The sequence below is a fragment of the Clostridium celatum genome, from assembly GCF_021412605.1.
Classification (GTDB): domain Bacteria; phylum Bacillota; class Clostridia; order Clostridiales; family Clostridiaceae; genus Clostridium; species Clostridium celatum.
Window position 1 is genome coordinate 1 of sequence record NZ_JAJKGM010000051.1, and the last position, 18440, is coordinate 18440.

Genomic DNA, 18440 nt, shown 5'->3' on the forward strand with positions numbered 1-18440 from the left:
ATGGTGACCCCTAGGGGAATCGAACCCCTGTTACCACCGTGAAAGGGTGGTGTCTTGACCGCTTGACCAAGGGGCCTAAGTTTCATTCATTTCGTTGCGCTCTCCCGAGCACATTACCTATAATACCGAAAATTAAATAATGTGTCAACACTTTTTTAAAACTTTTTTTTATTTTTTTTTACAACTTATTTTAAATAACGCCTAAAGCAGCATTTTTACTGGGTTTTTAGGGTTTTTAATTTTTTCTATTGCTAGGCCATATCTAGCTAATATTTCTTCCTTTTCTTTAATTTCTTTATTTATTTTTTTTATTTCAAAAGAACATATTTCAAAAAATTCTTCTTTATCTATTTCATTAATACTTATATTAAATCCACTTTTTTTAAAATTTTGTCCTGATGCTACAATCTTTATAGGAATATTATTATTTATAACACATAAAATTTCTTTTTCCCATATTCCTCTTTTATTTACTATGTATTTATCTCTTAATAAATTTAAGCATTCAAATTTATTATTAAATTGTTCTTCTACTGTTTCTAAAATAACTTTATATAGTGCAACTGAAATTCCCCTATTTAATTTTATCTTTAAAAAATCATCATACTTTATTAGAAATTCATCAACTTCTCCCTCTGTAATAAATTCTATATCACTTTTAGAAAATACCTTTATTCCCTTATTACCAGGATAGTTAACTACCGCTTGCTCATAATTTAATCTTCTAACTTTAAACTCCTTTCCATAATCCTCTAAGTTAGAATTAATAACTTTAGCTATCATTAAATAATCACCTCTACAATAGTATTCCTTAGTTTAATTAGTTATATTACTATGTTAGAATTATTTTATTATGTTAGAATTTAAATAATTTATTAGTGGCATATTAAATTTATTTAATTATGAATTTAATATTTTATTATAAATTATATTTATATCATTTATAATTTTTAAATTTTAATTCTTAACTTATAAAAAAGGGGTGTTTATTTTGATACATCATGATTTAATAATCGTTGGTGGTGGTGCATCTGGATTAATGGCTGCAATTACTGCTAAGGATTTTGGAATAGACGTTGCAATTGTTGAAAGTACTGATAGAATTGGTAAAAAGATTTTAACTACAGGTAATGGTAGATGTAATATCTCAAATAACTGCATTAAACCACCATTTATTAATTATCATAGCTCTAATTCTAATTTTAAATTTTCAGCGCTAGAAACATTATCACTTAAAGATACTCTAGACCTTTTTATGACTCTTGGTCTACCTATTACAGCTATGCCAACAGGTAAGCTGTATCCCCAATCATTACAAGCCTCTTCTGTTGTTGATATTTTAAAAATGGCAATAGAAGATAGAAATGTACCTTTATACACAGCTTGTAAAATAAAAACTATCCACAAGGATAAAATCTTTAAGTTATCCACAACCAATGAAGATTATAAGTTATTCACAGCCAATAAAATAATTTTAGCTTGCGGAGGAAAAACTGCTCCAAAAACAGGTTCTGACGGCAGTGGTCATTCTTTAGCAAAAAGTTTTGGTCATAAGATAACTTCATTATTACCTGGAATAGTTCAATTAAAATTAGATTATCCGCACCTAAAAGCTTTGTCTGGTGTAAAATTTGATGGTTACGCTACCCTTTTGGTTGACGATAAAGAAGTAAAAAAAGATTTTGGTGAAATTTTATTTACTGACTACGGAATTTCTGGTCCTCCAATACTTCAAATTTCAGCATTAGCATCTCAAGGCACTTATAATAACAAAAAGACAGAGGTAATCGTTGATTTACTTCCAAGCTATACTTATGAGGAACTTGAAAACTTTATAGAGTGTCATTTTGCACTCTTTGGTCATAGACCAATTATTAATGCTTTAATTGGTGTTGTTAATAAAAAAATAATTCCTATATTATTAAAGGAATGTGGTATAACAAATCTTCAATTGCCTTGTTATGAATTAACCTGGAAGGAAAAGAAACAATTAATTAATACCTTAAAGTCTTGGAAATTCACATGTACTGGTACTAATGATTTTAACCAAGCACAAGTTACAATCGGTGGCGTTGATACTAAAGATGTAAATTCAGAAACTTTAGAATCAAAACTTGTTGAAAATCTATACTTTACCGGTGAAATATTAGATGTTCATGGTGATTGCGGTGGATTTAATCTTCAATGGGCATGGAGTTCAGGCTATACAGCTGCAAAATCAATTGCAGAAAAAAACTAAGTTGCGTAGCAACTTAGTTTTTTATTTTAATTTTTCCCATCTACTAGTTAATATTGTTAACTCTTTACCTTCTTGATCTGAAATTTTATGAAGAATAGTTAATTTCTCTTCTTGTTCAATAATTTGACAAGCTGCTGTTATTTCTGCTCCATATTTACATTCTTTTTCAAATATTACGCTAATTTCTTTCATCTCATAATTTAATACAATATCTAGCGGTAGCGACTCTATAGCCCATTCAACATATCTAACATTATTTACATGCATATTAGAGTCTATGTCACCATATCTTACTTTAAAATTAGCATGATGCATTTCTTCTGTTAATTTTTCTAATTTTGTTGGTTTAATATCCTCACAATTTTCTAACTCAACACCATATGCTATATATTGCTCTTCTGGAATCCTTACAGCTCTTCTTTTATCGATATTTATTAAAAGAAATATCCCTTCACCCTCTACTATCTTCTCATTATTTTCATCATATATTTCGTATCCCCTTGATGCATAAAACTTCTTAAAACTCTTTGCCATTGTTATAACTTTTATTTTCTCTCCATATTTAGGATATCTATTTACCTTTATATCATATTTATAAAATACCCATGCTAATCTTTTTTCTGTTAAATAATTAATTCCAACACCTAATTCTTCTGATTGTTTACCACCAATATCACAAAAGTAATTAATTATAGATGATATTTTACAATCTAATTTATAATTAGCCTCATAATAATGAACTTCATACTCTTTTTCTGTTATAATTCCCATAAAACCTCACCTCTCTAAAAGTAAAATAACTTATATTTAACTTATATTTTATCATATATTAAAATCATATTAAAAATAAAAGGACCCAAATTTTATGGATCCTTTTACTATTTATTTAATGCTTCTAATAATTCATCTAAATTTATTCCATGAACATATGCTGCTTCTTCTATAGTTTCTGCTTGAGCTGATGGACATCCTACACATCCCATACCAAAGCTCATTAAAATATCAGCCTTATTAGAATTTGCCTTTATTACTTCTCCTATTGTCATATCCTTAGTAATCATATTATATTAATCTCCTATTAAAAACTATTGAAATATATTTCTAAATAAATTATATATATTTAGAAATATATTTCAATATAAACTACTTGTAGTGCTATTAATTTTACTAATTACAGAATTTATATCTATTCCATATCTTATCCCTACATCCTCTAAGCTCGATAATTGATTTTCTGTATTCCCATAACATGGTACTCCATAACTCATTAATATATCTGCAACTCTAGGATCTTGATATATTGCATCATTTAAACTTGTATATTTATCTATCATAACTAACACTCCTACTATCTTTATATTTATTAGTAGTTTGTTCACAAATTTAAATAATATTCTTAAAATCATTAATATACTTAAAATATATAACCATATTTTCATATAAAAATAAGAGCTTAATATTAAATATATAAACTCTTATTTTTAAACAGATATATTATTATATTAATTTTAATTATAGAGGTTTAACTCTCATTGTTTGGTCTCTTCTTGGTCCTACTGATACTATAGAAATTCTTGTGTCTGTTAATTCTTCAATTCTTTCTAAGTATTTTCTTGCATTTGGATGTAATTCTTCATAGCTTCTAGCATCTGCTACACTTTCATCCCAACCATCAAACTCTTCATATATAGGCTCACATTTAGCTAAATCTTCTAAACTTGCTGGGAAATAATCTATTACTTCATCATTAAATTTATACCCAACACACATCATTACCTTATCTAATCCAGCTAATGTATCTATCTTTGTAACTGCTAATGAAGTTAATCCACTAACTCTTACAGAAGTCTTTAAGATAACTATATCAAGCCAACCACATCTTCTTGATCTACCTGTAGTTACTCCGTATTCATGTCCTTTTTCTCTAATCCATTCTCCAGTTTCATCTTCAAGCTCTGTTGGGAATGGTCCTTTTCCTACTCTTGTTGTATAAGCCTTAGCTATACCTACAGCATTAGTAATCATATTTGGTCCTATACCAACACCACTAGCAACTCCCCCTGCAGTAGTATTAGATGATGTTACATATGGATAAGTTCCATAATCTATATCAAGAAGCATTCCTTGAGCTCCTTCAAATAAAACAGTCTTATCCTTCTTTATATCTTCATAAACCCTTACTGAAGTATCCTTAACAAATGGTTTTAACTTTTCTGCATACTTTGAGTATTCTTCATATATTTCATCAAAGTTTAAGGCTTCTCCACCAAGTATTTTAGTTATATAATCATTTTTTAGTTCTATATTAGAAATTAATTTTTCTTTAAATACCTCTTTATTGATAAGATCACAAACTCTTATACCACATCTTTCAAACTTATCAGTATAACAAGGCCCTATTCCCTTACCTGTAGTTCCTATATCATTTTTCCCTCTAGCTTGTTCTTTTAACTTATCTAAAATCTTATGGTATGGCATTATAACATGAGCTCTATCACTTACTATTAGCTTTTCTGGAGTTACTTTAACTCCTTCTCTTTCTAAATATTCTATTTCAGAAAAAAGAGCTATCGGATCAACAACTACACCATTTCCTATTACATTAAGTTTTTCATCATGTAATATACCTGATGGTATTAAGTGAAGCTTATATTGTTTATCTCCAACCTCTACAGTATGACCTGCATTATTTCCACCTTGGAATCTTACAACTACTTCAGCTTCTTCTGCTAAGTAATCTGTCATTTTACCTTTACCTTCATCGCCCCACTGTGCCCCTAAAACAATAAATGCTGACATTTTATACGCCTCCTCTAAGACTTTATATATATTAAATTTATATTTTATTAAAATTTCTCTACATCTCATACTATCAAAACAACAAATCTTTTTCAAGATTAAATTCGAATATTTTTTTGATTTTATTTTATATAATTCGTATAATATACTTATAAGTTATTTGAAAGGATGTTTTTTATGAGTATATATGAGGAATCACTAATTTTTCACGAAAAATATAAAGGTAAACTTGAAATAAAATCTAGAGTTAAGGTGGAAAATTCACAAGACTTATCTCTTGCCTATACACCTGGTGTTGCTGAACCTTGCAGAGCAATACACAAAGATCCATCTGCAGCATATATGTACACAAGAAAATGGAATACTGTTGCTGTTATTTCTGACGGTACTGCTGTTTTAGGTCTTGGAGACATTGGTCCCTTAGCTTCATTACCTGTTATGGAAGGAAAATCTGTATTATTTAAGGAATTTGCTGATGTAGATGCTTTTCCTATAGTTCTTGATACTAAAGATGTTGATGAAATTGTTGAAACTGTAGTTAGAATTGCTCCTACTTTAGGTGGAATAAATTTAGAAGATATATCTGCACCTAGATGCTTTGAAATAGAAAAAAAATTAAAAGAAAGATTAAATATTCCTGTATTCCATGATGACCAACATGGAACTGCTATTATAGTTTTATCTGGTTTAATAAATGCACTTAAAATAGTTAATAAGAACATAGAAGATTTAAAAATAGTTGTTAATGGTGCTGGTTCCGCTGGTACTGCAATAACTAAACTTTTATTATCATATGGTGCAAAAAACATAGTTGTTTGTGATAGAGATGGTGCTTTAAATAGAGATATTGAATATTCAAATAAATATTTTGAAGAACTTGCTAATATAACAAATCCAAATAATGAATCAGGAATATTAAAAGACGTTATTAAAAATGCTGATGTATTTATAGGAGTTTCTGCACCTAATATAGTTTCTAAAGAAATGGTTAAATCTATGAATTCTGATGCAATCTTATTTGCTATGGCTAATCCAACACCAGAAATATTCCCTGATGATGCAAAAGAAGCTGGAGCTAAAGTTATTGGTACTGGGCGTTCTGATTTCCCTAACCAAATAAATAACGTTTTAGCCTTCCCTGGAATATTTAGAGGTGCTTTAGACGTTAGAGCTACTGAAATTAATGAGGAAATGAAAATAGCCGCAGCTCATGCAATTGCAAATTCTGTTTCAAAAGAAGAATTAAATCCAAATTATATTATTCCAAAAGCATTTAACTTAGAAGTTCAAAAGAAAGTTGCAGAAGCAGTTAAAGGAGCTGCAATTAAAAGTGGTGTTTCAACTATTTAATTCTATAAAAAATAGAACCTACAGCAAGGTTCTATTTTTTATATCCTTATTACTTTCATAAATGCACTACATATTCTTTGATTTATCTGCACACTTTTCTACTGCACTCATAACTGTATTTCTAAAACCATTCTTTTCAAGATCTATTACAGCTTCTATAGTAGTTCCTCCTGGTGAACAAACCTCATCTTTTAGTACACCAGGGTGCTTTCCTGTTTCAAATGCAAGCTTTGCTGATCCTAATATAGCTTGCTCTGCTAATTTATATGCTTTAACTCTAGGTAGTCCAAGCTTAACTCCTGCATCTGCCATTGCTTCTATAAACATAAATACATAAGCCGGTGATGAACCACAAAGTGCAATAAATGCATGAAAATCTTTTTCTTCTAAAACTTCATATTTACCAAATAAATCATATAATCTTCCTACATATTGTAATTCCTCTTCAGTTATATTTTTATTAGGACAAATAGCAGACATACCTTCCCCTACTAATGCAGGTGTATTTGGCATAGTTCTTACCACTTTAATATTCTTACCAAACCATTCTTCAATTTGTGCTATAGTAATTCCTGCTGCTATTGATATTATTATTGTATTTTCTGTAACTAAATCCTTTATTTCTTCAATGACCTCCTTAAAGAAATAAGGCTTTACAGCTAAAAATAATATATCTGAATTTCTAACAACTTCTTTATTATCAGTAGTTGTTTTAACTTCAAAATCATCACTAATTTTTTCAGCTGATGCTTTACTCTTTGTTGATACAATTAAATCTCCTAGTGCAATCTCATTAGACTTAACCATAGCGCCAAGCATAGCCTTACCCATATTTCCACAACCAATAAATCCAATTCTTTTTTTCATTTATATTTCCACCTTTCTTATTATTAACATATACTAATAATCTTTATAGTTAAATATATTTACTTCTACAACATATTCCTAACTTAAAAATAAAAACTTATCCACAGCTATACTTTTTAAAAGTTTTCCACAGAAAATAAAACTATATTTAAAAAATATTATTTTAAAGTTATCCACAATTTTTATTTATAAAAAATACCCTAAAGTTCCTAATTTATTAAAACTTTAGAGTATTCTTATTTATTCTTTATGAACTAAATCTAAATCAGCAAACTTAGAGTGAGCTCCAACCCAAGCCATTTTTACAGTCCCAACTGGGCCGTTTCTTTGCTTAGCTATAATACACTCACCAATACCTTTTTCTTCTGTTTCCTTGTTATAATACTCATCTCTATATAAGAACATAACAACATCGGCATCCTGTTCTATTGAACCTGATTCTCTAAGGTCAGATAGCATAGGTCTATGGTCTGCTCTTTGTTCAGGAGCTCTAGATAACTGTGATAATGCTATTACTGGACATTCCATTTCCTTTGCTAATGCCTTAATAGATCTTGATATCTCTGATACTTCTTGTTGTCTATTATCACTACCTGCACTACCAGACATAAGCTGTAAGTAATCTATAAGTATCATATCTATACCGTGCTCCATTTTTATCTTTCTGCACTTAGATCTCATATCCATAACACTTATACCAGCAGTATCATCAATATAAATTTTAGCTTTTGCTAATGGTCCTGTTGCTCTTGCTATTCTATCCCAATCATCATCCTCTAAATTACCTGTTCTAAGCTTTAACATATCAACATTTGCTTGAGAGCATAATAACTTATAAGCTAATTGCTCTTTTGACATTTCCAGAGAGAATATAACTACACTTTTTCCTTCCTTTAATGCTGCATTTTCTGCAATATTTAAAGAGAACGTAGTTTTTCCCATTGAAGGTCTTGCTGCAATAAGAACCATATCTCCTTTTTGGAATCCTGATGTTTTAGCATCTAAATCTTTTATTCCAGACCCTACTCCAGTTATTTCACCTTTATTATTAAATAATCTTTCTATTTCTTGAAACCCTCTTTCAAGAACATTAGAAAGTGGTTCATATTCCTTAGAATCTTTCTTTTCTGCTATATCAAAAATCTTTTTTTGAGCTAAATCAATTACTTTCTCTACATCTCCACCAGAATTATAACTTTCTTCAATAATTGCTGTTGACGATTTTATTAATTTTCTTAGAGTAGATTTCTCTTCAACTATTCTTATATATGAGCTTAAGTTCGCTGTAGTTGGTACTGATGCACTTAACTCCGATATATAAGTAACACCACCAGCTTTATCAAGCGTATCTGTAGTTTTTAAATATTCCAACAAAGTTACTAAATCTACAGCCATATCTTTTGAATACATTTCTCTTATTGCCTTATATATAGCTTTATGACCATCTCTATAAAAATCTTCTTCTTGCAATTTTTCTAAAACCTGAGCAATGGCACTCTTATCTATTATCATTGCCCCTATAACTGACTGCTCAGCTTCAATACTTTGTGGTAAACTTCTCATCATAGGTGCTTCCATAAGTAACCCTCCCTCCAAAGTTTTTTATTTTAACGTATTTTTTATCATAAAGTTATTATAACAAAATAATAAGAAATTAATATTACTTTGTATAATAAATATCCTTTTTCACATAATAAAATTAAGCTTCCTATAAAAGGAAGCTTAATCTACATTACTTCTCAAATACTATCTCCATAAGTTCCTCTATATGACTTATTGATTTTACTTCAATATCTTCAAGTCCAAGAGGAACTTCTTTTTCGTTATCCTTTGGTACAGCTACAAGTTTAATTCCTTTTCTTCTAGCTCCATATATTTTTTCAAATATACCGCCTACTGGTTTTACCTTACCTCTTAAAGAAATTTCCCCTGTTATTGCAACATCTTGACGTATTGGCTTATTAGTAAGAGCACTAATTATACAAACTGTAATAGCTGCTCCTGCTGAAGGTCCATCAATTTGACCTCCTCCAATTACATTTACATGAACATCATAATCTTTAATATCTTTATCTGTTATTTTTCTTATTACAGATGCAGCATTAAATACAGAATCTTTTGCCATAGAACCAGCTGTATCATTAAATTTTATAGTTCCATTTCCTTTTTTCTTAGCAGGAAATGCTGCTGCTTCAATTTCTATAGTAGATCCTAAGAAACCACTTACACCTAATCCGTATACATGACCAACTTCATATTTATCTAAATTATCTATTCTTTCAAAAGGTGAGTATCTACCAATTGAAATTACTTCTTCAACATCTTTAACAGATATCATATTATGACTTTCTTCATTTTCTAAGCTATATAATGAATAACCATAAGCATCTGATAAAATATTTACAGCCTTTCTACCTTCTATAGTATATTGACTTATTAAATGTGCAACTCCATCCTCTAAAGTTACGTTTAACTTCTCAGAAGCATTATTAACTATACCTTCTATATCTTTTGAAGATAATGGTTCAAAATATACTTCTGTACATCTTGATCTTAATGCTGGATTTATTTGACTCGGGTCTTTAGTTGTTGCACCAATTAATACAAAATCAGCTGGTGCTCCGTTATCAAATAAATATTTTATATATGCAGGTATATTTTCATCATCTGGATCGTAGTAAGATGATGAGAATTCAACCCTCTTATCTTCTAAAACCTTTAATAATTTATTTTGAAGTATTTCATCTAATTCACCAATCTCATCAATGAATAATACTCCACCATGAGCCTCTGTAACTAATCCAGTCTTTGGCTCAGGAACTCCGATTTCAGCTAAATCTCTTTTACTTCCTTGATATATAGGATCATGTACTGAACCTAATAAAGGATTTGTAATTTCTCTTGGATCCCATCTAAGTGTTGTACCATCTACTTCAACAAACTTTGAGTCTTCATCAAAAGGTGTAAATTTAAGCTTCTTTGCTGCTTCTAATGCCAGTCTAGCAGCTGAAGTTTTACCAACCCCTGGTGGCCCGTAAAGTATTATATGTTGTGGATATGGTGATGACATTTTTGAAATTAATGATTTTACAGCTCTTTCTTGCCCTACTATTTCATCAAAGTTCTCAGGTCTTAAAAGAGTCATTACATTTTTATTTATACGCTTTGAATCTAACTTTTCAAGCCTTTCTAACTTTGCTGCTGTCTTAGTATTTTCAGTTCCTTTTTGCTTTTTTATGATAGATAATCTAAGTTCATCCATAAACTTATCTTGTCTTTCAACTAAAGCTTTTTCTACTTCAGATTCTATTTTATTTTGAACATATTTTTTAGCTATATTTTCAGATATCCAATAAATAACATCCTCTAAAACCTCAGTGGCTGTATCATCATTTGGAACCACCTTAGCCCCGTTCCCATCTGATGCTATAACATTTAATGCATAAATTCTATCATTTACCTCTGTTGAGTTAACATACTTTTGTAATTTAAATCTTACAGTTCTAGCTCTTATAGCACCTTCATCAAGAACATTCTTAAGAACATCAAATAATACGTTAACTTTTACTTCTAAAGGTAAATCACTTTTTACTAATTCTTCTAAGTTGATTCCTTCTTTAATTAAATTCAATGTTAATCCTCCTTATTGTTTAGGAACAATAATAACCTTCATCTTTGTTGATACTTCTGGATATAATTTAACTTCTATTTCATATCCACCAGCCACTTTTATAGTATCCATAACTATTTTCTTTTTATCTATTGATAAGTTGAATTTGCTATTAATTACTTCTGCTATATCTTTGTTAGTTATTGCTCCAAATAATCTTCCACTTTCTCCAGCTTTCGCTTCTATACTAACTTCTTTTCCCTTTAATTCAGCTGCTAATTTTTGAGCTGCTTCTAATTCTGCAAGCTTTTTCTTTCTTTCATTTTCTTTCTTAGCGTTAACAACATGTAATGCATTTGCTGTTGCTTCTTCAGCTAATTTTCTAGGAAATAAATAGTTTCTTGCATATCCATCTGATGCTTCTATAACATCACCTTTTTTCCCCATCTTCTTAACGTCTTGTAATAAAATTACCTTCATTGCTTTACACCTATCCTTTAATATTTTATTTTTTATCCTTTATCTTATAATGTTTATTTATTGCCTCTTTTAATAAACTTACTGCATCATCGATATTAACATTTAATTTAGCTCCAGCCATATTCATATGACCTCCTCCACCAAGCTCTTCTAATATAACTTGAACATTAACATCTCCTGATGATCTACCACTTATTATTATAGCATTATTTATCTCACATAAAACAAAACATACATCTATTCCCGAAATACCTAATAACTCATCTGCTGCCCTAGCTACTATCACAGTATTTTTATTAGTAGGAGGTGATATTGCTATTGCTAAGTTATCATATACTTCTGCACTTCTTATAATTTCTGCTATAACTAGATAATCTTCTAAACTATCAGTAAACATTTTTTTAACGGCTACAGTATCTGCACCTAAGGATCTTAAAAATGCTGCTGCATCAAAAGTTCTAACACCGGCTTTAAATTGGAAACCTTTCGTATCCATAAATATACCTGCTAAAAGACCTTCTGCCTCTAGCTTATTGATTCTAGGTTTTTGTAACATATATTGGATCAATTCTGTTACCATTTCAGATGTTGATGAAGAATATACTTCAATATAATTTAATAAAGTACCTTCAATAATATCAGCACTTCTTCTATGATGGTCTATTATTATTTTTCTATTTATTTTTTCTACTATAGATAAATTATTTACATATCCCTTATTATGCACATCTACTATTATTAATAACGTTTTTTCATTTATATTTTTTTCAGCATCTTCACTAGATATAAATAAATTATCATATTTTGAGTCTTCTTGTAGTTTAGACATATAATATTCAACGGCATTTGTATCATTATCCATAATAATATTGCAATTTTTACCTAGCTGTTTTACTGCTGACCATATTCCAATAGATGCACCTAAGCAATCCATATCTGGACTCTTATGACCCATTATATAAATATTGCTACTTTCAAAAATCAATTCTCTTAATGCTTGAGATATAACCCTTGCTCTAACCCTAGTTCGTTTTTCAAGTTCACGAGTATTTCCACCAAAAAAGGTTATCTTTTCATTATTTTTAATAACAACTTGATCTCCACCTCTACCTAGAGCTAATTCTTTTGCTGTAACGGCATTATGATAGTTTTCCTCTGGGCTACTTCCCCCTCTTCCAATACCAATACTCAGGGTTACTTCTAATTTATTTCCTCTATCAATCTTAGATATACTTTCTAATATATTGAATTTAGAATTAATTTCATCATTTATATACTTATCTTGTACTGATAAAGCATACTTATTAAACTCATATTTAATACTCATTGATTTTAGCTTCTTACTATAAGAATTAATCATTTTTTCAACCTCTGCTGCTAGCATTGGTCTATTTATTTCATCTGTACCTTCTAGGGCTTCTGATAAATTATCTACTTCAATTAGCATAATACTTTCTTTAGTAGAATTTATATCTCTTAAATTACTTACCTCATTAAAATATACTACATATTTTTCATCTTCATTTTCTTCACTAATTTTATTAGCATATATACTATAAAATGAATCTTTTATTTTTACTCTTTGGCTTAAATCCCTATCACATTTTAATAGCTTATGCAAATCTAAGTTTCTTGCTATAGCTAATATATTTTCATCTTTTAAATCTAATAAAAACAGTTCTTCCTTTAACCTTTTATTTGCCCATAAAATATTACCATAACCATCAATTAAAGATATAGGAAATGACGCATTAGAAATATTGTCATTTATATTATTCTTAATTCGTAAAATTATATCATTTGCTATTTTGGTTTCTAAATATTCATTATATAAATACTCTCTTGATACTATATAAGTTAATAATAAAATACTAGCTAAATAAAATTGGTCAGCATAATATAATAGTATAATAATTATTATAGATATACCTGTTATAATTAAAGATTTATGCCTTTCGAGCTTTTCTTTCATAAAAGCCTCCTAATTAATTATTAATAGCGTTCTCGAATATGTTTTTGAAGCTTACTTAGGCTCTTACCTTCCTTTTCATACTCATGCTCTTCAGCTATTCCTAATTTTAATTTTTTTCTCATATCATCATCAACTTCAGCACAACTATAACCTAATTTTTGAGCTAATACATATAAAATTAAAATGGCACCAGATATACAATTTAATATAGCATCTTGAGCAATATTAGTTCCCTTCGTTAAAAGTGAAAAAAACTCTCCTATTATACATAGTAAATTTGCCTTTAGCTCTTCAATTATTTTTATATTTGCCATAATATTTAATTCTTCTTTCTTCTTCACCCTCTTCACCCCTTTAATACCTTGTATTTATATTTTAATTATTTTTCATTATTTATGCAACTAAATAGCATTGTAATTACAATTTATGTAATTATTTTTCTATATAAAAATAAAAGCCCCTGAAACTCAGGGGCTAATAAATTTATTACTATTCAGTTGTGAATGGTAATAAAGCTATGTTTCTTGATCTCTTGATAGCATCAGTTAATTGTCTTTGATGCTTAGCGCAAGTACCAGAAATTCTTCTTGGAAGAATCTTACCTCTTTCTGTAACAAATTTTCTTAATTTGTTGATATCTTTGTAATCTATTGATTCAGCTTTATCTACACAGAAAGCACATACTTTTCTCTTAGATCTTCTCATTTTTCCAGATCTTTTCATTTCTCTCATGACGTTCCCTCCTTATAAAATAATTAGACTTTTTTTCTAGAATGGCATATCTCCATCATCTACTGGAGTCATGTCTTCATCGAAATTCATTCCACCAAATACATCATTTGATGAATGTGAATAATCAGCTCCGCCACCATTGTATGAATTTCCGCCATTACCAGCTCCATTACCTCTTGATAAGAAGCTTACACCATTGAAGGTATCAGCAACGACTTCTGTTACATATCTTTTAGTACCGTCTTTTGCATCATATGATCTAGTGGAAATTCTACCGCTTATAGCAATTTGACTACCCTTACTCATATATTGAGCAGTGTTTTCAGCTTGCTTACCCCATATTACTACAGGGATAAAGTCAGCACTTTTCTCACCAGATTTGCTGTTATAATTATCAACTGCTAAAGTTAAGGTGGTTACTGCAGTTCCGTTTCCTGGAGTATATTTTAGCTCAGGATCTTTTGTAAGTCTGCCTATAAGTATTACCTTATTCATTTATACACCAACCTTATTAGTTTTCTTGTTTAACAATGATATGTCTTATAACACCATCAGTGATTCTGAATACTCTGTCTAACTCTTTTGGTAATTCAGGATTAGCTTCGAAGTTAACTAAAGTGTAGTAACCTTCATTAACTTTGTTTATTTCGTAAGCAAGCTTTCTCTTACCCCAGAAATCAACATTTTCAACTTTTCCTCCACCATTTACTATAACACCTTGGAATTTTTCGATATTAGCCTTAACAGCTTCTTCGTCTAATGATGGGTGTAATATAAATATAGTTTCGTACTTTCTCATCATTTTCACCTCCTTTGGACTAACGGCTGCATTAAAATATCAATGCAGCAGGGATTACAATTTTAAATTTTATCACTTTATTCATTCTATTTCAAGTATTTTTATTTCATTAATTAGATTTAACGACCTTTTTTGCATCTTTTTGGAATTTAATACGTGGAATCATAACTATTCTTCCGCAACCAACACATTTAATTTTAATATCAGCACCTAGTCTAATAACCTCAAACTCCTTACTTCCACAAGGATGTTGCTTTTTCATTTCAACAATATCTCCTAAATCAAAAGTTTCAATCATATTTATTCCCCCTACTTTCCTTAATTTTAATACTTTACTTTATTATTTTATAATTTTAGTCTTTGGATATGGAATTTCTATTCCAGCTTTATCTAAAGCAAGTTTTATATCTTTTCTCAACTCTCTTTCCATTTCCCATTGACTTAATGGTTCTGCTCTTCCTATAACCCTAATAGTTACTCCAGATGCATTTAATGAAAAAACACCTAACACTTCTACTTCTCCTCTAAGCTTTGCTTGGTGCTTTTCCTCAAATTTCTTACATACATTTTTCATTAATTCAATAGTTGCATCAACATTTTCTTCATATGCTATTTCTATATCAACTATAAATCTTATATCTCCTCTAGAGTGATTTGTAACTTCTAAAACTGATCCATTAGGTATTAAATGTAAATCGCCTGTAAAATCTCTTAATACAGTTGTTCTAATTCCTATACTTTCTACTATTCCTGAAAAAGCACCTATTGTAACATGATCTCCTACTCCATATTGATCTTCAAATAATACAAAAAAACCATTAATTATGTCTTTTACTAAGCTCTGTGCTCCAAGACCAATTGCAAAACCACCTGCACTAGCTACTGCAACTGGAATTTTAGCAAATATATCTGAAAGCATAGCCCCTATTCCAACAACATATACAGTATATTTTAATACACTCTTTAGAACTTCTCCTATTGTTTTTGCTTTCTGTGGATCTAGTGAAAAATTAGTCTTACTTGCAACTTGTCTATCAACAAATTTTTTTATAAGCTTATTACCTATTCTTATTACTATATACATTATTATAGATATAAGAATAATAGATAATAGCTTCTTTAATATTTCATCTACCCAAGCAAAGCTAAGCACAGACTCTATTTTCTGAAATACATAACCTTTAAAATCCATTTATAAGCTTTCACCTTCTTGCTATTTAACTAATATATATTCTGTATTTTCTTTTTTATATATATTTTTAAACTCAATAATATTACCATCTATTATTCTTTTTATTTTCTCTTCTGATTCTATTCTTATGCAAATTCCACAACTTTGAGTTATTAAAGTTGGAGTTGGCATTATTCTTAATTCATAATTTAACTCTTTTAATTTTTTCTCTCCTGACATTGCGTCGTGAGTATTTTTAAATACTATAATATAATAATTCATCGTTCTCCTCCATCTAATTTATTCTTAATTATATTATAACTGTTTTTGAATTTTAATAAATATATTAATACTTTCCTTTTATTTTATATCTAATACAAAATACATTGCATTTTTTTATATTTATCTTATCATATTTATATAAAACATCTTCTATTTTATTTAAGTAGAAAATGTACGTTAATTTTCATAAAATTTAATTTTTAAACTTATATTAAAGATTAATTTAAAGGAGTTTTATATGAGAGTATATTTAGATAACAGTAGCACATCTTTTCCTAAACCAAAAGTTGTTGCTGATTCAATTTATAATTATTTAGTAAACATAGGTGGTAACCCCGGTAGAGCTAATCATTCAAATGCATTAGAGTCAAATAGATATTTATATATGGCAAGAGAAGAAATCGCTAGTTTTTTCAACTATGACAAAATAGAAAATGTTATATTTACTAATAACATAACATCTTCTTTAAACATATTAATTAATGGAATATTAAAAAGTGGAGATCATGTTATTACTTCATCTATGGAGCATAATTCTGTTATTAGACCACTTTATAATTTAAAGCAAACGCTTAATATAGAATTAGATATTGTTAATGCAAATTCTAACGGAATCATTAATGTTGATAATATACAAAAGGCAATCAAACCAAATACAAAATTAATTGTCATAACTCACGCTTCAAACGTTACAGGATCAATTCAACCAATTAAAGAAATTGGAGAACTATGTAAAAAAAATAATATATACTTCATATTAGATAGTGCTCAAAGTGCCGGCGTTATTGATATAGATTTTAAAGCTTTATCTTTAAATGCCTTAGCTTTTACTGGTCACAAAAGTCTTTTAGGACCCCAAGGAGTAGGTGGTTTTATTATTGATGATGAATTAAATAAAATATGTAATCCATCAATATTAGGTGGAACTGGAAGCCTATCTCACTCTTTATCTCAACCTGACTTTTTACCTGATAAATTTGAGTCTGGTACTCTAAATATTCCTGGAATAATAGGATTATATGAAGCAATTAAATTTATTAAATCCCAAGGATTGAGTACAATCTATGAACATAATAATTACCTGCGTTCATATTTAATTAATGGAATTTTAGATTTGGGAAATTTTTCAATACATGGTGAAATCTCTAGTGATAAAAGTACATCTTGTATTTCAATTACTCATTCTAAATTAGATGTAAGTGAATTATCTTATATTCTAGACTCTGATTTTAATATAAGTAATAGAAGTGGATTACATTGTGCTCCTTTAGCACATAAAACCATTGGAACTTATCCTGAAGGTACAGTAAGGCTTAGTTTAGGTTACTTTAATACAGAAGAAGAAATTAGATATACTTTAGATTCATTAAACAAAATAAATTCTCTATATAAATAATTCACGTATTTTTGAATATGTTAATCCATTATTGGCCATAATCTTCAATATAAGGAGGTTATTTCAATGGAAAACTGTTTTTCTGTAGACTCATTTTCTCCTACAGCTAATTCCGAGATTGGAGAATATTTATATAAAAAATTAAGTTCTATGGTGATAGATAATAGACCTATTATCTTCTTATGTATAGGTACTGATAGAGCAACTGGAGATTCCCTTGGCCCTTTAATTGGATATAAACTTAAAAATTTAAAACATAAAAATATCCATATTTACGGCTCATTAGAATCACCTATTCATTCAATAAATTTAAAGTCTATCTTAGATAAAATTAACGATAACTTTATTAACCCCTTTATTATTGGAATAGATGCATCCTTAGGAAATGTTCAAAATATCGGTAAAATATTCATTGAGGATTTGCCTCTTCGTCCTGGTTTAGCTGTTAACAAATCTCTTCCTACTGTTGGTGAAATGAGTATAAAAGGTGTCGTTAATATATCAGGAAATTTAGAATTTATGCTTTTACAAAACACTAGATTGTTTGTTGTTATGTCTTTAGCTGATTCTATTGCTCAAGGCATTGAACATTTTGTTATGAAAAGTTCAAAGCTTAATTCAGTAGAATATTAATTTATAATAAACAAAAAAAGCCGTAATTAAAATAATGATATGCTCCCTTTATAGTAGACAGTTAAAATAATAAAACTGTCATTACTATAGAGGGAGCAATTTTTATGGGA

At 29.0% G+C, this 18440-nt stretch carries 21 protein-coding genes and 1 tRNA gene; 4 read left to right on the plus strand and 18 right to left on the minus strand.

Annotated elements, in window-relative coordinates; all coding sequences use genetic code 11:
* Position 1: 1 nt before the first annotated feature.
* Both LPC13_RS15070 and LPC13_RS15075 read right to left on the minus strand, forming a co-directional pair.
* A tRNA-Glu gene (locus LPC13_RS15070) sits at positions 2 to 76 on the minus strand.
* A gap of 125 nt (positions 77 to 201) precedes the next feature.
* Positions 202 to 783 carry a hypothetical protein gene (locus tag LPC13_RS15075; protein WP_005209811.1) on the minus strand — a complete coding sequence of 194 codons (582 nt, stop codon included), beginning with the start codon at positions 781 to 783 and terminating at the stop codon, positions 202 to 204.
* A 208-nt stretch (positions 784 to 991) separates the two neighbouring features.
* On the opposite strand from LPC13_RS15075, the gene LPC13_RS15080 reads away from it, so the two are divergent.
* Positions 992 to 2239, plus strand: coding sequence for a BaiN/RdsA family NAD(P)/FAD-dependent oxidoreductase (locus tag LPC13_RS15080; RefSeq protein WP_195245475.1), 1248 nt, complete (start codon positions 992 to 994; stop codon positions 2237 to 2239).
* A gap of 21 nt (positions 2240 to 2260) precedes the next feature.
* Here the strand turns inward: LPC13_RS15080 and LPC13_RS15085 are convergent, their stop codons facing one another.
* The 4 genes from LPC13_RS15085 to LPC13_RS15100 all read right to left on the minus strand — a co-directional run bounded on the left by LPC13_RS15085 (position 2261) and on the right by LPC13_RS15100 (position 5038).
* Entirely contained in the window at positions 2261 to 3010 is a 750-nt protein-coding gene (locus LPC13_RS15085; RefSeq protein ID WP_005209815.1) for an acyl-[acyl-carrier-protein] thioesterase, read from the minus strand.
* Between the two features lie 107 nt (positions 3011 to 3117).
* Positions 3118 to 3300, minus strand: a complete 183-nt coding sequence (locus LPC13_RS15090; protein ID WP_005209816.1) for a DUF1858 domain-containing protein — start codon at positions 3298 to 3300, stop codon at positions 3118 to 3120.
* 72 nt (positions 3301 to 3372) lie between these two features.
* A complete protein-coding gene (locus tag LPC13_RS15095; protein ID WP_040418368.1) occupies positions 3373 to 3573 on the minus strand; it encodes a hypothetical protein in 201 nt (66 codons plus the stop codon).
* 178 nt (positions 3574 to 3751) lie between these two features.
* Positions 3752 to 5038 (minus strand): adenylosuccinate synthase, encoded by a 1287-nt coding sequence (locus LPC13_RS15100; RefSeq protein WP_040418370.1) that lies wholly within the window; start codon positions 5036 to 5038, stop codon positions 3752 to 3754.
* Positions 5039 to 5215: 177 nt separating this feature from the next.
* On the opposite strand from LPC13_RS15100, the gene LPC13_RS15105 reads away from it, so the two are divergent.
* Entirely contained in the window at positions 5216 to 6388 is a 1173-nt protein-coding gene (locus LPC13_RS15105; RefSeq protein WP_040418372.1) for an NAD(P)-dependent malic enzyme, read from the plus strand.
* Positions 6389 to 6454: 66 nt separating this feature from the next.
* Here LPC13_RS15105 and proC read toward each other — a convergent pair whose 3' ends face one another.
* The 12 genes from proC to LPC13_RS15165 all read right to left on the minus strand — a co-directional run bounded on the left by proC (position 6455) and on the right by LPC13_RS15165 (position 16301).
* Complete coding sequence (gene proC / locus LPC13_RS15110) at positions 6455 to 7255, minus strand: pyrroline-5-carboxylate reductase (protein ID WP_005209824.1); 801 nt, start codon at positions 7253 to 7255, stop codon at positions 6455 to 6457.
* A 240-nt stretch (positions 7256 to 7495) separates the two neighbouring features.
* A complete protein-coding gene (locus LPC13_RS15115) occupies positions 7496 to 8833 on the minus strand; it encodes a replicative DNA helicase (RefSeq protein ID WP_005209826.1) in 1338 nt (445 codons plus the stop codon).
* Positions 8834 to 8987: 154 nt separating this feature from the next.
* Positions 8988 to 10886, minus strand: coding sequence for a Lon family ATP-dependent protease (gene lonC / locus LPC13_RS15120; RefSeq protein WP_005209827.1), 1899 nt, complete (start codon positions 10884 to 10886; stop codon positions 8988 to 8990).
* A 12-nt stretch (positions 10887 to 10898) separates the two neighbouring features.
* Positions 10899 to 11345: a 50S ribosomal protein L9 gene (gene rplI, locus LPC13_RS15125; protein ID WP_005209828.1), complete on the minus strand. Its 447-nt coding sequence runs from the start codon at positions 11343 to 11345 to the stop codon at positions 10899 to 10901.
* A gap of 25 nt (positions 11346 to 11370) precedes the next feature.
* On the minus strand, positions 11371 to 13317 hold the full coding sequence (locus LPC13_RS15130; RefSeq protein ID WP_005209831.1) for a DHH family phosphoesterase: 1947 nt from the start codon (positions 13315 to 13317) through the stop codon (positions 11371 to 11373).
* Between the two features lie 20 nt (positions 13318 to 13337).
* Positions 13338 to 13631, minus strand: coding sequence for a MazG-like family protein (locus LPC13_RS15135; protein WP_195245477.1), 294 nt, complete (start codon positions 13629 to 13631; stop codon positions 13338 to 13340).
* A gap of 175 nt (positions 13632 to 13806) precedes the next feature.
* Positions 13807 to 14049 carry a 30S ribosomal protein S18 gene (gene rpsR, locus LPC13_RS15140; RefSeq protein ID WP_005209834.1) on the minus strand — a complete coding sequence of 81 codons (243 nt, stop codon included), beginning with the start codon at positions 14047 to 14049 and terminating at the stop codon, positions 13807 to 13809.
* Positions 14050 to 14085: 36 nt separating this feature from the next.
* Positions 14086 to 14544, minus strand: coding sequence for a single-stranded DNA-binding protein (locus tag LPC13_RS15145; RefSeq protein ID WP_005209835.1), 459 nt, complete (start codon positions 14542 to 14544; stop codon positions 14086 to 14088).
* A 16-nt stretch (positions 14545 to 14560) separates the two neighbouring features.
* Entirely contained in the window at positions 14561 to 14848 is a 288-nt protein-coding gene (gene rpsF, locus LPC13_RS15150; RefSeq protein ID WP_040418375.1) for a 30S ribosomal protein S6, read from the minus strand.
* A 109-nt stretch (positions 14849 to 14957) separates the two neighbouring features.
* Entirely contained in the window at positions 14958 to 15146 is a 189-nt protein-coding gene (locus LPC13_RS15155; RefSeq protein WP_005209837.1) for a DUF951 domain-containing protein, read from the minus strand.
* A gap of 42 nt (positions 15147 to 15188) precedes the next feature.
* Positions 15189 to 16040: a mechanosensitive ion channel family protein gene (locus tag LPC13_RS15160; protein ID WP_195245474.1), complete on the minus strand. Its 852-nt coding sequence runs from the start codon at positions 16038 to 16040 to the stop codon at positions 15189 to 15191.
* A 21-nt stretch (positions 16041 to 16061) separates the two neighbouring features.
* Positions 16062 to 16301: a DUF3343 domain-containing protein gene (locus LPC13_RS15165; protein ID WP_195245473.1), complete on the minus strand. Its 240-nt coding sequence runs from the start codon at positions 16299 to 16301 to the stop codon at positions 16062 to 16064.
* Between the two features lie 238 nt (positions 16302 to 16539).
* Here LPC13_RS15165 and LPC13_RS15170 point away from each other — a divergent pair, with 238 nt between their 5' ends.
* On the plus strand, positions 16540 to 17697 hold the full coding sequence (locus tag LPC13_RS15170; protein WP_005209847.1) for an aminotransferase class V-fold PLP-dependent enzyme: 1158 nt from the start codon (positions 16540 to 16542) through the stop codon (positions 17695 to 17697).
* Between the two features lie 66 nt (positions 17698 to 17763).
* Positions 17764 to 18330, plus strand: a complete 567-nt coding sequence (gene yyaC / locus LPC13_RS15175) for a spore protease YyaC (protein ID WP_195245472.1) — start codon at positions 17764 to 17766, stop codon at positions 18328 to 18330.
* Positions 18331 to 18440: the final 110 nt, after the last annotated feature.